Annotated in this window: 17 protein-coding genes; 8 read left to right on the top strand and 9 right to left on the bottom strand. The window is 59.6% G+C overall.

Going from position 1 to position 11,474, the window contains the following annotated elements; genetic code table 11:
* Positions 1–900 (bottom strand): LysM peptidoglycan-binding domain-containing protein (locus ACIREA_RS16340; RefSeq protein WP_397383363.1); only part of this gene is annotated, 900 nt, incomplete at its 3' end.
* A 64-nt stretch (positions 901–964) separates the two neighbouring features.
* On the opposite strand from ACIREA_RS16340, the gene ACIREA_RS16335 reads away from it, so the two are divergent.
* The 4 genes from ACIREA_RS16335 (at position 965) to ACIREA_RS16320 (ending at position 3,514) form a co-directional block, all read left to right on the top strand.
* Entirely contained in the window at positions 965–1,732 is a 768-nt protein-coding gene (locus ACIREA_RS16335; protein ID WP_397383362.1) for an N-acetylmuramoyl-L-alanine amidase, read from the top strand.
* Between the two features lie 45 nt (positions 1,733–1,777).
* Positions 1,778–2,545, top strand: a complete 768-nt coding sequence (locus ACIREA_RS16330) for an amino acid ABC transporter permease (protein ID WP_397383361.1) — start codon at positions 1,778–1,780, stop codon at positions 2,543–2,545.
* Positions 2,535–3,272 (top strand): amino acid ABC transporter ATP-binding protein, encoded by a 738-nt coding sequence (locus tag ACIREA_RS16325; protein WP_397383360.1) that lies wholly within the window; start codon positions 2,535–2,537, stop codon positions 3,270–3,272. Before ACIREA_RS16330 ends, ACIREA_RS16325 begins: the two co-directional genes overlap by 11 nt.
* Positions 3,273–3,346: 74 nt before the next feature.
* Positions 3,347–3,514: a hypothetical protein gene (locus ACIREA_RS16320; RefSeq protein WP_397383359.1), complete on the top strand. Its 168-nt coding sequence runs from the start codon at positions 3,347–3,349 to the stop codon at positions 3,512–3,514.
* 73 nt (positions 3,515–3,587) lie between these two features.
* On the opposite strand, the gene ACIREA_RS16315 is transcribed toward ACIREA_RS16320, so the two are convergent.
* Positions 3,588–5,549 carry a hypothetical protein gene (locus ACIREA_RS16315; protein WP_397383358.1) on the bottom strand — a complete coding sequence of 654 codons (1,962 nt, stop codon included), beginning with the start codon at positions 5,547–5,549 and terminating at the stop codon, positions 3,588–3,590.
* A gap of 12 nt (positions 5,550–5,561) precedes the next feature.
* Entirely contained in the window at positions 5,562–5,969 is a 408-nt protein-coding gene (locus ACIREA_RS16310) for a hypothetical protein (protein WP_397383357.1), read from the bottom strand.
* 177 nt (positions 5,970–6,146) lie between these two features.
* Between ACIREA_RS16310 and ACIREA_RS16305 the strand changes: the two genes are divergently transcribed.
* The gene (locus tag ACIREA_RS16305; RefSeq protein ID WP_397383356.1) at positions 6,147–6,290 is read left to right on the top strand and encodes a hypothetical protein; all 144 of its coding nucleotides are present in this window, start codon (positions 6,147–6,149) and stop codon (positions 6,288–6,290) included.
* A gap of 27 nt (positions 6,291–6,317) precedes the next feature.
* Here ACIREA_RS16305 and ACIREA_RS16300 read toward each other — a convergent pair whose 3' ends face one another.
* The 3 genes from ACIREA_RS16300 to ACIREA_RS16290 are packed head-to-tail and all read right to left on the bottom strand — an operon-like array spanning position 6,318 to position 7,421.
* A complete protein-coding gene (locus tag ACIREA_RS16300) occupies positions 6,318–6,935 on the bottom strand; it encodes a L,D-transpeptidase (RefSeq protein WP_397383355.1) in 618 nt (205 codons plus the stop codon).
* A gap of 4 nt (positions 6,936–6,939) precedes the next feature.
* Positions 6,940–7,230 carry a hypothetical protein gene (locus tag ACIREA_RS16295; protein WP_397383354.1) on the bottom strand — a complete coding sequence of 97 codons (291 nt, stop codon included), beginning with the start codon at positions 7,228–7,230 and terminating at the stop codon, positions 6,940–6,942.
* Entirely contained in the window at positions 7,227–7,421 is a 195-nt protein-coding gene (locus ACIREA_RS16290) for a hypothetical protein (RefSeq protein WP_397383353.1), read from the bottom strand. The genes ACIREA_RS16295 and ACIREA_RS16290 overlap by 4 nt, the downstream gene beginning before the upstream one ends.
* Before the next feature lie 263 nt (positions 7,422–7,684).
* Here ACIREA_RS16290 and ACIREA_RS16285 point away from each other — a divergent pair, with 263 nt between their 5' ends.
* From ACIREA_RS16285 to ACIREA_RS16275, 3 genes are all read left to right on the top strand, one after another.
* Complete coding sequence (locus tag ACIREA_RS16285; protein WP_397383352.1) at positions 7,685–8,203, top strand: DUF6702 family protein; 519 nt, start codon at positions 7,685–7,687, stop codon at positions 8,201–8,203.
* A gap of 90 nt (positions 8,204–8,293) precedes the next feature.
* Entirely contained in the window at positions 8,294–8,605 is a 312-nt protein-coding gene (locus ACIREA_RS16280; RefSeq protein ID WP_397383351.1) for a hypothetical protein, read from the top strand.
* Positions 8,606–8,628: 23 nt separating this feature from the next.
* On the top strand, positions 8,629–8,973 hold the full coding sequence (locus ACIREA_RS16275) for a hypothetical protein (protein ID WP_397383350.1): 345 nt from the start codon (positions 8,629–8,631) through the stop codon (positions 8,971–8,973).
* Positions 8,974–9,298: 325 nt separating this feature from the next.
* On the opposite strand, the gene ACIREA_RS16270 is transcribed toward ACIREA_RS16275, so the two are convergent.
* From ACIREA_RS16270 to ACIREA_RS16260, 3 genes are all read right to left on the bottom strand, one after another.
* On the bottom strand, positions 9,299–9,610 hold the full coding sequence (locus ACIREA_RS16270; protein ID WP_397383349.1) for a hypothetical protein: 312 nt from the start codon (positions 9,608–9,610) through the stop codon (positions 9,299–9,301).
* Between the two features lie 51 nt (positions 9,611–9,661).
* Positions 9,662–10,576 carry a sugar phosphate isomerase/epimerase family protein gene (locus tag ACIREA_RS16265; RefSeq protein WP_397383348.1) on the bottom strand — a complete coding sequence of 305 codons (915 nt, stop codon included), beginning with the start codon at positions 10,574–10,576 and terminating at the stop codon, positions 9,662–9,664.
* 340 nt (positions 10,577–10,916) lie between these two features.
* On the bottom strand, positions 10,917–11,474 hold a 558-nt coding region (locus tag ACIREA_RS16260; RefSeq protein WP_397383347.1), incomplete at its 5' end, for an ATP-dependent Clp protease proteolytic subunit.

The raw sequence follows: 11,474 nt of genomic DNA, 5'->3' as shown, positions 1-11,474 counted from the left end.
CTTGTTGGCGGTGGCGAGGGTGACGGGGGTGATTTTGTGCTTGAGGGCGATGGCTTTGAGGCTGTCGCCTTTTTTGACGGTGTAGTAGAGGGGGGAGCTGACCTTCACCATGGTGGTGGTGACGGGCGCGGACTGGGGGGCGGGGGCGCCAGTGAGCGTGGGCGGGGTGTAGCTGACCTGGGTGGTGGGGGAGCTGAGGCGGTGGGGGGATGGGATGAGGAGGGTCTGGCCGACGTGGACTTCGTCTTCGGTCATGCGATTGAGCTGCTGGATCTCGCCGACGCTGACGCGGTGGGTGGAGGCGATGCGCCAGAGGGTGTCGCCGGGACGGGCGATGTAGGTGGTGTGGGCGGCGAGATCGGTGCCGCCATCGTAACGGGTGGTGCCTTTGCCGCCGCGCTTGATGCTGCTGACATCGCGCTCGAGGTCGCCGATGCGCATGTTTTGGACGCGGTCGCTGTCGCGCAGGCGGGAGACCTGATTGGTGAGATCGCCGGTGGGGCCGTAGACTTTGGGGGGTGGCGGGGGGCCTGCGGCGGGCTTTTTGGTGGTGGTGGATTTGGCGGTGGATTTGCCGTGGGTGGCGGTCTTGGAGGATTTCGGGGCGGCGGTCTTGGGGGCGGGGCCGTAGCCGGGAGGGGCTGGTGGGTAGGTGTAGCCGGGTGGTGGGGGATAGGTGGACGGGTACTGAGTACGGCCTACGGGTGCCTGGATGGCGGCGGCGGACTGGCGGGTGGCTCTGGCGGAGGGCTGCTGGAGGCCTGCGCCGGGGGCGGGATAGCCGGGAGGGGGGGGCTGATTGAAGTTGTTGCTCACTGCCTGGAGCGGGAGAGCGCCAATGACTGCCGAGCAAAGCACGAGAGATCTCAGCACACAGGATGAAAGGCAGGGCGTCTTCATATGGCTATTGTAGAAAATTCGATTGTTAATTCAATCAAATATTTTATAACTGTGAATATATTTTTTGAAATTTCGCCCGTTCATCGCCCTGAGCCTGCAAACGGTGGTCGCTTTTTTGGCCCTCGGAGGGAGTGCGTATTCGCTGGTGTGGCTGGAGGGGCGGCGGGAGGCGGAGCCTCTGCCGAGGGCGGGGTTTTGGAATGAGACGGCGCCGATTGTGGTGGTGGATGCGGGGCATGGGGGGCATGACGGCGGGGCGGTGGCGAACGGGGTGATCGAAAAAAATATGAGCCTGGACATCGCGAACCGGCTGAAAAAGGAGCTGGAGGCGGCGGGGGTGCGGGTGGTGATGACGCGGAGCGGGGACCGGTTTCTGACGCTGGATGAGCGTGCGGCGATGGCGGGGACGCATGAGGCGGCGGCCTTTGTGAGTGTGCACCTCAACACGGACGGTGAGGGGAGCGGGGCGGAGGGGATCGAGACGTATTTTGCGGAATCGAAGGGGCTGGCGGCGCGGCAGCTGGTGTCTGCGGGCGAGGGGCGAACGGAGGGGGATGGGGCGGAATTTGCGAGGACGGTGCAGCGGCTGGTGTGCGGTGCTACGCAGGCGGAGAACCGGGGGATCAAGGCGCGGGAGTACGCGGTGGTGGCGCGGGCGGCGTGTCCGGCGGTGCTGGTGGAGTGCGGATTCATCACGAGCGCGAGTGAGTCGGTGCGGCTGAAGCAGGCGGGGTATCGGGACAAGGTGGCGGATGGGATCGCGCGTGGGGTGGTGCTGTTTTTGCAGAGTCGGGCGGCGAGGCCGGGTGTCATTGCTGCAGCGGCGAAGTAAAATCAGCGGGACAAACGGGTGCTTCCCGGCGTAAATCATGGGGTCTTGCCTGCCTCCCACGACATCGCTGTTTCGAGTACGCGCCGTGCGCTTTATGCGCTGGGGCTGTTTGCGATCGCGTCGGCGGTGTTTTACGGGGTGTTTTCGGCGGTGGAGTATCCGTGGAACTGGAGCGGGGTGTGGCAGTACCGGGAGCAGTTTTTCCATGGCTGGCTGAGCACGATGGGGCTGTCGCTGGTGGCGATGGTGGTGAGCATTGCGTTTGGCTTTTTGCTGATGCTGGGGCGGCGTGCGCCGTGGCTGCCGGTGCGGATGGGATGCGGCAGTGTGGTGGAGGTGGTGCGGGGATCGCCGCTGCTGGTGCAGCTGCTGATCGGGCATTACATCATCGCGCAGGCGCTGAACATTGATCAGCCGCTGTTTACGGGGATCATTCTGCTGGGGTGTTTTGAGGGGGCGTATCTGGCGGAGATTTTTCGGGGTGCGGTGGAGAGCATCAGTGCTTCGCAGCTTGAGGCGGCGCGTGCGGTTGGGTTTAGCAAGGCGCAGACGTATCGGTTTGTGATCATCCCGCAGGCGCTGAGGCGTGCACTGCCGGGGACGACGGGGCAGCTGGTGTCGCTGATCAAGGATTCGTCGCTGCTCTCGGTGATCGGGATCGAGGAGCTGGTGCAGAAGGTCAAGATCATGAACGCGGCGAATTTTGCACCGCTGGAGGGCTACCTGCCGCTGGCGCTGGCTTATCTGGTGGTGACGATACCGCTTTCGCATCTGGCGCGGCGATTGGAGGGGAGGTTTGCGTATGAAACTTGAAACGCATGCGGTGACCAAGCGCTATGGCGCGCACGCGGCGCTGGACGGGGCTTCGTTTGCCACGGGGGACGAGGCACGGGTGATCGCGCTGCTGGGGCCTTCAGGCGGGGGGAAGTCCACGCTGCTGCGTGTGCTGGGGAGTCTGCTGGTGCCGGATGACGGGCATGTGAGCATCGATGCGCGGACGCTGCCGCATGATGAGGAGGGGGCTTTGAATGAGCGGCGCGGGAATGGTTTTGTGTTTCAGGGGTACAATCTTTTTCCGCATCTCACGGCGCTGCAAAACATCGCGCTGCCGCTGAGGGAAGTGCATGGGATGAGCGAGACGGCGGCCACGCAGCGAGCGCTGGAGCTGCTGCATCGGCTGGGGCTGGCCGGGCATGAGCATAAACGGCCGAGCCAGCTTTCTGGAGGGCAGCAGCAGCGTGCGGCCATCGCGAGGGCGCTGGCACCGAAGCCGCGTTTGCTGCTGCTGGATGAACCGACTTCGGCACTTGATCCGGTGATGACGGGGGAGGTGCTGGATGTGATTCGTGAACTGGCGGAGGCGGGTCAGAGCATCATCCTGGCGACGCATGAGATCAGCTTTGCGCGGAAGGTGGCGGACTGGGTGGTCTTCCTCGTTGGCGGGAAAGTGGAGGAGTCGTCCACTGCTGCCGAGTTCTTCACGCGGCCGCAGACGGAGCTGGCGCGGCAGTATTTGGAAGGGTTGTCGAAGTATCGGTGATCAATGGAGCCGGAGAGGACTTCTTTTTTGAAAGAGGATACGCGCAGGGATGGAGGCGGAAGCGATGTGATGGTATGAAATCACTCTGCTGCTTCCTTGCCTTGTTCCTTGTCTCCGTGAGCGCTCTTTCCAGCTGCAAAAAAGGACCGGCGGAAAAGATCGGTGACAAGATTGACGATGCCACAAACTCACGTCCTGCTGAAGGGGTTCGTGATGCGGTGGAGGACGCAACAGGCAAGTAATTGCGACCTGGCGGGCGTTTCGGCGAATGCGATGGGTGGAGCAGCGCCATGCGCTGCCGGAGCCGAAAACGCTCTAGTTGTTGAGTGCCGAAGCCGAGGTGGGTTCGGTGATGGTGGGCGGTGGTTGGTCGCCGTTTTTGACGACTTCGACAAGGCGCTTGATGCCATCGCGGGCCATCTCGCTGAGGGGGTGCATGCTCTTGGCTTTCAAATACCAGGCGATGGCGGAGCCGACCTGCTGCTTCTCTTCCTGCTGACGGGCGTTTTCGATGGCGGTGACGAATTCGCTGGCCTTCACACCGAGGTCTGCGCGGAGTTTGCTGAGCATGGGATCGTCAGGGTAGATCTTGGATTCTTTTTCCACTTTTTCCCATGCGGCGGGAGCGCTGCTGGCGGCCATTTCTTTGGCACCGCCGAGGATGAGTTCGAGGCGGCCCATGTCCTTGAGGACTTTTTCGAGCTGCTGCTTGCGGGTGAGGTCATCGGCGACGGCGGCGATGAAGGGGGCCTGGTTTTCGAAGATCTGGCGGTAGTTGCGCTGGCTGAGGAGGCGGTCGAACTCCATGAGTGCCTGGGACTTCATGTCGGTGGACTGCATCATGTGCTCGCTGAGCTGTGTGACGCGGGGATTGGTGGGCCAGATTTCGGCGGCGGCCTTCATCTCCTTCTCCACGGTCACGGCATCCTTGTTGCCCATGGCTGCGTTGGCGTTGTTCACGTGCAGATTGCTCATGGTCTTGGCGGTTTGAATCGCGGCGAGGGGCTTGGCGTATTCAAAGTCGTCGGAAGAACCGCGGAGTTCCGTGACGACGATCTCGGCGCTGGAATAGTCCTTCATTTCCAGGAAGGAGAGGAGCTTGTTTTTCTTGCGTACGAAATCGAGGACCTTGGTCTTTTCGGACATGGGGAGGCGGCGAACGCGCGGCAGGTATTCGCCGATGGCGAAGGCTTCGAGGAGGCGGTTGCTGGCGCTGTCGACATCGCGGCGGACGACGAGGTTTTCGAAGGAGACAAGGGATTCATCGACGCTGCGGATGGCTTCGAGGGAGAGGCCGTCGATCATGCTGACGGTGGGAGGTACGCCGAAGCTGCTGGAGAGGAGCTTTTGGACATCGCTGTCCTTGTCGAGCTGCAGGATGCTTTCGCCGTCGCGGAAGAGATTGGGGTAGAAGCGGCAGGCGATGACGGCGTGCTCAAAACGACGCTGCATGAACATCTGAATGATGAGGGCCTGGAACTGGATCTTGCTGGTGACTTCGGAGAGGCCCATGGCGGTCTCGTTCAGTTTGGTGCGGGCTTCGATTTCAGCGATGCCCTTGATGTAGCCGGAAGTGCGGCCGACGGTGGCGCTGTTGTTCTGCTGCGTCTGCGCATTGGTCTGCTGGGAGCCGTTTTTGGAGGCGGGACCGCTGGCCTTGGTCAAGGGAGTGCTGTTCAGGCCCATCTCCGCGTTCCATTCGAGCTGTCTGCGGCGCTCCATCATGGCGGTGTTGGCGAGCTTGCGTTCGTTGACACGTTTCTGGGAAGTCCAGACATCCCAGATGGCATTGGCGACGGCATTGCAGAGGCCACCGTCGATTCTGGCGGCACCGGCCTCTGGCAGCATGGCAAAAGCTTTCATGACTTCAGGGCCGCGGATCTGAGCCTTGGTGACGGGGTCGGTGGCCTTGTGCGTGGGGGAGAGCAGCTCCATGATCTGCGCCATGAGATCACGATAGGCCTGGTCTTCAGGGCCATTGGCCTCAGGCGTGGTGAGATAGGTCTCAAACCGGGAGCGCATGAGGCGGTTGTTGGTCACGTTCCAGAGCTTGCCGTTGAAGGCGACGTTCTCCGAGCCGGGATCGGCCATGGGCATGTTATTGAGACCGGTCTGGGTATCGGTCTGGCGGTCGGCAGCGCTGCCGGGCACCATGTTGTAATTGTTATTGGAGGTCGTGGTGGCCGGCGGTGCACCCGCACCGGGGCTGCCTGGGAGAACCTGGGCGCTGGCGGGAAGAAGTCCGGCCAGGGATAGGGCAAAAATAAGGCGCTTCATGACGGTGTGGGATTACGCTTTGATGAGTTCGAGCACTTCGAGCACGCCGGTTTCCATGACGCGCACTTTAAAGATGTAACGCTGGCGTCGCTGAATGTTGGCCCCTTTGTAATCCGGCGGCACCCAGACAGGGAGGTAAGTATTGCCTGCGCCATCGCTAATCTGCAAGCTGAAGAGGCGGCCGTCTGCGCTGCGCCAGTTGTCGAGCCGGTCGTCCACGACGCCTTCAACCTTGTATTCGTTGCCGCTGAGAGCGGTGGCGTTTTCCATGAACTCACTGGCGCTGAGCTCGGTGACGCCGGTCATCGCATCCGTTGAGCGATGCATCAAAGCAAAACCACCTCCGCCGACGACGGCGAGAATAGCGATCAATCCCATCCAGTGGGTGGGGCGGACTCCAGATTGGGCACGGCGTGACATGGGTGGATCAGGAAGTTTTGGGTGGAGGGATCAGTAAAAGGCAGGCTAAAAATCGACGACAAACGCTGGCTGTCCAATCCAAGATGAGGCAGGTTGTCATGAATGGGGGACTCCGGCAGAACTAATATCCGCACTTATCGCGATTCGTTTCAAGGAATCGGATGCGGCACTGGCTGCATGGTGCATTTGGTTTTAATTGGCTTCCTCGCTCTGGCGGTACTGGTGTGGTGCATCAAAAATCGTGCCTGGGAGCTGAGTGTGACGGTGGAAATGCCGACGGCGAAGAAAGCCGAGCCGGAACCGGCTGAACCTGCCCCGTAATTTTTCACGCTTGTGACGTGGTGGGAATCATGGTGCGTCAGGGTGAGAGGCGCTGCTGCCACGGATGTGCACTGGAGTGCCCACCTGGGCATGCTCCCAGATCACTTGCTGGGGCTCGGCAGGAGTGTGGATGCAGCCTTTGCTGGAAAGCTCTCCGGGCTTGAACTCGCCCTGATGAATGCCCACGCCGGGCCAGGTGAGCCGCAGCCAGTGTGGCATTTCGTAGCCTTCGTAGCGGGTGCCCGGTGGCTGGGGGCCATGGTGCTCCCAGACACGCCACACCACGACCTCACGCGTGTCTGGCTTGACGAACTTGCCGTAGCGGTTGGAGAACTTCGTCGGCAGCTTTTCAAGCACCTTGAAGTGACCGGTGGGCGTGGGCGAGGTGTTCCGGCCCGATGAAATTTGGGTGACCACGACGGCCACCTTGTCTGCATTGAACAAACGCATTTCCTGACGGGACAGGTCGATTTCGATGCTTGCCGCCGCCGGTTTCAAGGCTGCAGCCAAGGCCGCGTCGATGTGATAGACGGGTTTGGTCAGTGCTGGCGTCGATGGTTTGCGCTGCAGCAGTGTGCAAGCGGGCAGGAGACTCAGGATCAGCAGAAATGGCAGCCGCATGTCAGAGGGCAGCAGATGAAGCATGGGCTCATTTCCCGCCGCCTTCGTCGATGTCAAAAAATTTTCCGGCCACTGCCCAGGCCAGATCTGTGCGTGGCAGGATGCCGTCTCCGCCGATGTAGTAGCGGCTGCAGATGATGTAGTTGTCACGAGACACTCCGGTGCTGGTGCCGGCGGAGAAGATGGCGGCCACTTTCAAGCTGAGCGAGCCGGCAATGCCATGCTTCTGCTGCATGTAGGAGCGGAACTCGTTCTCGTTCGGATTTGTGAGGGCAAGTACGACGATCAAGGAGATGAGCAGGAAGAGGATGAGTCTCATGGCTTGGGTGTGGTTGGGATGGGTGGATTGGTGGTCGTTGGCTGACTGGCTGGGGGAGTTGTTTTGGCGTCCCTCCGTTTTAACTCAAACGAGCCGGGGGTGGTGCCTGGAATTTCAATCCATTCGCCGGTTTCGGCCTGCTCGCTGCGCAGGCGCGTGAGCAGAATGCGGTCTTCATTTTCGGCGGGCACTTCACGAATTTGGAGCAGGCCGCGGTGATCTATGGAGACAATTTGCTTCGCAGCCGAGCGCAGTCCCTTTGAGGGCAAGAGGCGGCGTTTGGAAGCAGGGGGCGCAGAATTCACTTCGCCAAAATATCAGAAAGTCGAGGGTTTGGCACGATCTGATTTGCGGTATTCTGCTCGTAATGAGGGATTTGGCATGCAGCCAAGGCGAACACTGGAGATTTGCCTGGCTTGCTTGCGATGATGTTGCGAACTAAAGTTCGTGCTCCATGCGCGTCCTGCTGGTCATTCTCTATTTACTGGTGGCAACGTGTCTGCACGCGCATTCGATTCACAGCTCCACGGCGGAGGCGGAGTACAATCCGCAGACGAAGAAGCTGGAGGTGAGTCTCACGGTTTTCGTGAGTGATCTTGAACTTGCTCTTATTCGCCAGAGCGAACGGGAGGTGCGGATCGACAAGACGCCTGCGGCGGAGTTTGATGCGCAGATTCAGGCGTATCTGGCGAAGACTTTTGTGGTGACGGATGCGGCGGGGAAGGTGGCGAAGATGGAGTGGGTGGGGCGGGAGATGGATGAGGCGAGTGCGAAGAGCGGGGATCCGGCGGTGGTGCTGTTTTTTGAGGTGGAGGTGCCGGAAGGAATGGTGGGGCAAACACTGAAGCATGCGGTGTTTCATGAGTTGTTTAAGGATCAGATCAATCTGCTGCATCTCCGAGAGGGGACGCTGCAAGAGGAGGTGCGCTTCACACATGAGCATCCGTCCGAAAAGCTGGGCGAGGTGAAATAATGTTCTCGGAACAATGAACCCAAGAAAAGCTCATATCGAGGCGTCCACTTTCTGAAACCGATGTCTTTCTGCACATCCTCATTGCTCGTCTTGATTCCTGCTGTCGGCGTGACTGCGGGATGGCTCATCGCCATCAAGAGGCGCGCTCCTCTACGCTGGCGGATGGCACTATTTACCGCTGCATTGGCAGTTTTTCTTCTTGGGGCTGCGCTCAGTCTCGCGGGCTATCGCAAATTTTCATTGGATGTCAAAGCGGGCCATACGCTTGAAGCCATGCACGGACGCTACCCAGACCTCGTTGCAGCGGTTTCCACACTCAAGGTCAGTGCTCTGGCCTTTGGTGCAAATCTTCTTCTGGCATCCTTAGCCTGCCAGTTTTCCCCACCCAGACGAACTTCATGATTCCCGAGTCTCCCCTCACCTGGATGGATATGATCATGGAGGCTTGGGTTGTCGGAAAGGTCTCCATGGGCATTGCGTTCGTCCTGCTGCTCGTTGGTCTGCGGGGGATATTTCGTCCCTTCAAAGCCTCACACTGTTTGGTCTATTCCCTTCTGGGATTGCTTCCTTTGATCACGGCCATGTTTGGAGCTGACTATTTGCTCATGGTCTTTCGAGATCCGAACGGTCATCTCGCGCCGCAGAAGCTCGAAAGATATGTTGGTTCAGGCGAAGCCGTCATGCCGCTCATGCTCGGCTGTCTATGTTCCTGTGTGTTGATGTTCACGGCTTCCATGCTGTGGATACGCTGCCGTGATGATGAGGAGTAACGCCATGATATATCACGCGCATTCTTCGTCATGGGCGGGCGCGGCGGAGCTCGTTGCAGACGCTGCTGGTAAATGCGGTGTGTGGCGAGCCGCTGGGTTTGCTTCCCGATCATATGCCATGATACCCAGGGAAGCGCTCGCTAAAGCTCGGCATCCCTGGGCTATATTACGCAGCTCCGTTGGAGCTGATGTGTCGCGGAGCGAAGGGGAAAAGATGGCGTCATCCTACAACGAGGTTCAGAGCGCGGCGCAGGATGAGCCGAGAGGTGTTAATTCGCTCGAAACATCTTTTTACCCGCGTGCCCTTTATGACAGGAGTGCAATCTCATCTTCGGTAAGGAGGTGGAGGCAAAATCCACATGAGAACCACCATTGGCAGAAACAGCAAAAAGAATGGCAGGCATGCCAGCACTATTATGACCGATTTTGGATGAGTGACATACCAGCGAATTCCTTTGGGTTCTTTGAGTGGGATTTCAGCTGCAGCTTTGGCCATTGCGGTCTTTTCCGCCTCAGTCAGAGGTGGTTTACTGCGGGCTTCGCGTCGGTCACGACGATAACCACGCAGGCAAACAACTGTCAGTGCCAGCCAAAAAATAAGAAGCCAGACCGCGGCCATCCGAATGGCTTCGCTCATGAGAAACTCGGATGACAAGCGGCTTCATCATTCATCATATAAGGGCACGAATCAGCCAAAGAACGGGGCGAGGATGTTGCGGGCGACTTTGATGGCCTTCATGCGGCCTTCGAGGGTTTTGCCGAAGGTGTCGTCTTCGACTTCGATGCAGAGGGGGCCGTTGTAGCCGATGCGCATGAGCTCGGCCATGAAGGCGGCCCAGTTGATATCGCCATAGCCGGGGATGCGGGGCTGGTGCCACTGGAGCGGGAAGTCAAAGCGGCCGATTTCGTTGAGGGCGGCGCGGTTGATTTTGACGTCTTTGGCGTGGACGTGGAAGAGCTTGGATTTGAACTCGGCGAGGGGGCTGAGGGGATCCATGTCCTGGAGGATGAAGTGGGAGGGATCGTAGTTGAGACCGAAGCTGGAGGAGTCGATGTCGTTAAAGGCGCGGCGCCAGATGGCCGGGGTTGTCATGAGGTTTTTGCCGGCGGGCCATTCGTCGCGAGTGAAGGACATGGGGCAGTTTTCGATGCCGATTTTTACGCCGTGGTCTTCGGCGTACTTGATGATGGGCTGCCAGATTTTGAGGAAGCGGGGCCAGTTTTCATCGACGGTCTTGGTCCAGTCACGACCGACGAAGCCGGTGACGAGATTCACGCCGAGCTTGGGTGCGGCGGCGATGACTTTTTTGAAATGGGCGACGGCCGCACGCGAGACGGCGGCATCGGGATCGAGCATGTTGGGGTAGTAGCCGAGGGCGCTGATGCCGACGCCCTGATCCTGGCAGTGGCCGAGGATTTCCTGGGCCTGGCTTTTCGACAGGGCGGTGACGTCGATGTGGGTGACGCCGGCGTATTTACGCTCGGCTTTGCCGACGGGCCAGCACATGACCTCAACGGTGGAGAAGCCTTCGTGGCGGGCGAAGTTGAGGACGTTGTCGAACGAGAGTTCGGGGAGGATGGCGGTGACGAAGCCGAATTTCATGGATGGGAGGGGAGTGATGGAGTGAGGCTGGGGTGTTTAGATGGCCTCTTTTTTTGGCAAGGGAATGGTGAGCAAAGGAATGCAGAATTCTGAAGGAGCCACTGATTTAACACCGCAAGAGATTGGAAAACCGCAGAGTCGGAGGACGCAGAGAAGAGCTTTCAAAAACGGAGTGGCGTTTTTCTTTTCTATGGAGGCGGTGGCGTGACGGGATGGATGTTTCCAACGCGAATGGGCGCGAATATCCGCGAATTTTTATGAATGGCGGAGGGGAAAGGGCGCGATTCTTGGGCACAAAAAAGGGCGGGAGTTGAATCCCGCCCTTTTGAGGGAATCTGTGTTATTTCGCTTCGGCAGAGATGTCTTTTTTGCCTTCGAGGACTTTGTCCACGAGGCCGTATTCGGCGGCCTGGGCGGCGGACAGGTAGTTGTCGCGGTCGGTGTCGCGCTCGATCTGTTCGACGGACTTACCGGTGTGGTGGGCGAGGATGCGGTTGAGGCGTTTCTTGAGGCCGAACATGTATTCGACGGTACGCTCGACATCGCTGGCGGTGCCGCGTGCGCCGCCGGAGACCTGATGGATCATGATGTCGGAGTTTGGCAGGGCGTAGCGCTTGCCCTTGGTGCCTGCTGCGAGGAGGACGGCGCCCATGGAGGCGACGAGGCCGATGCTGTAGGTGCAGACGTCGCAGGTGAGGAACTGCATGGTGTCATAGATGGCGAGGCCGGCGGTGACGCTGCCGCCGGGGCTGTTGACGTAGATGTTGATGTCCTTCTTCGGGTCCTGCATCTGGAGGAAGAGGAGCTGGGCGATGATGATGGAGGCCATCGTGTCATTGACCTCGCCACCGAGGAAGATGATGCGGTCCTTCAGGAGGCGGGAGTAGATGTCGTAAGC

This window comes from Prosthecobacter sp. (assembly GCF_044373815.1).
Taxonomy (GTDB): Bacteria; Verrucomicrobiota; Verrucomicrobiia; order Verrucomicrobiales; family Verrucomicrobiaceae; genus Prosthecobacter.
This window is presented reverse-complemented; position numbering and strand designations above follow the sequence as displayed.

Excerpts from the sequence above, each read along its gene's own strand:
- ACIREA_RS16325 (WP_397383360.1), top strand. The coding sequence starts at position 2,535 with ATGAAACTTGAAACGCATGCGGTGACCAAGCGCTATGGCGCGCACGCG.
- ACIREA_RS16320 (WP_397383359.1), top strand. The coding sequence starts at position 3,347 with ATGAAATCACTCTGCTGCTTCCTTGCCTTGTTCCTTGTCTCCGTGAGC.
- ACIREA_RS16315 (WP_397383358.1), bottom strand. The coding sequence starts at position 5,549 with ATGAAGCGCCTTATTTTTGCCCTATCCCTGGCCGGACTTCTTCCCGCC.
- ACIREA_RS16310 (WP_397383357.1), bottom strand. The coding sequence starts at position 5,969 with ATGTCACGCCGTGCCCAATCTGGAGTCCGCCCCACCCACTGGATGGGA.
- ACIREA_RS16305 (WP_397383356.1), top strand. The coding sequence starts at position 6,147 with ATGGTGCATTTGGTTTTAATTGGCTTCCTCGCTCTGGCGGTACTGGTG.
- ACIREA_RS16300 (WP_397383355.1), bottom strand. The coding sequence starts at position 6,935 with ATGCTTCATCTGCTGCCCTCTGACATGCGGCTGCCATTTCTGCTGATC.
- ACIREA_RS16295 (WP_397383354.1), bottom strand. The coding sequence starts at position 7,230 with ATGAGACTCATCCTCTTCCTGCTCATCTCCTTGATCGTCGTACTTGCC.
- ACIREA_RS16285 (WP_397383352.1), top strand. The coding sequence starts at position 7,685 with ATGCGCGTCCTGCTGGTCATTCTCTATTTACTGGTGGCAACGTGTCTG.
- ACIREA_RS16275 (WP_397383350.1), top strand. The coding sequence starts at position 8,629 with ATGGATATGATCATGGAGGCTTGGGTTGTCGGAAAGGTCTCCATGGGC.
- ACIREA_RS16270 (WP_397383349.1), bottom strand. The coding sequence starts at position 9,610 with ATGAGCGAAGCCATTCGGATGGCCGCGGTCTGGCTTCTTATTTTTTGG.
- ACIREA_RS16265 (WP_397383348.1), bottom strand. The coding sequence starts at position 10,576 with ATGAAATTCGGCTTCGTCACCGCCATCCTCCCCGAACTCTCGTTCGAC.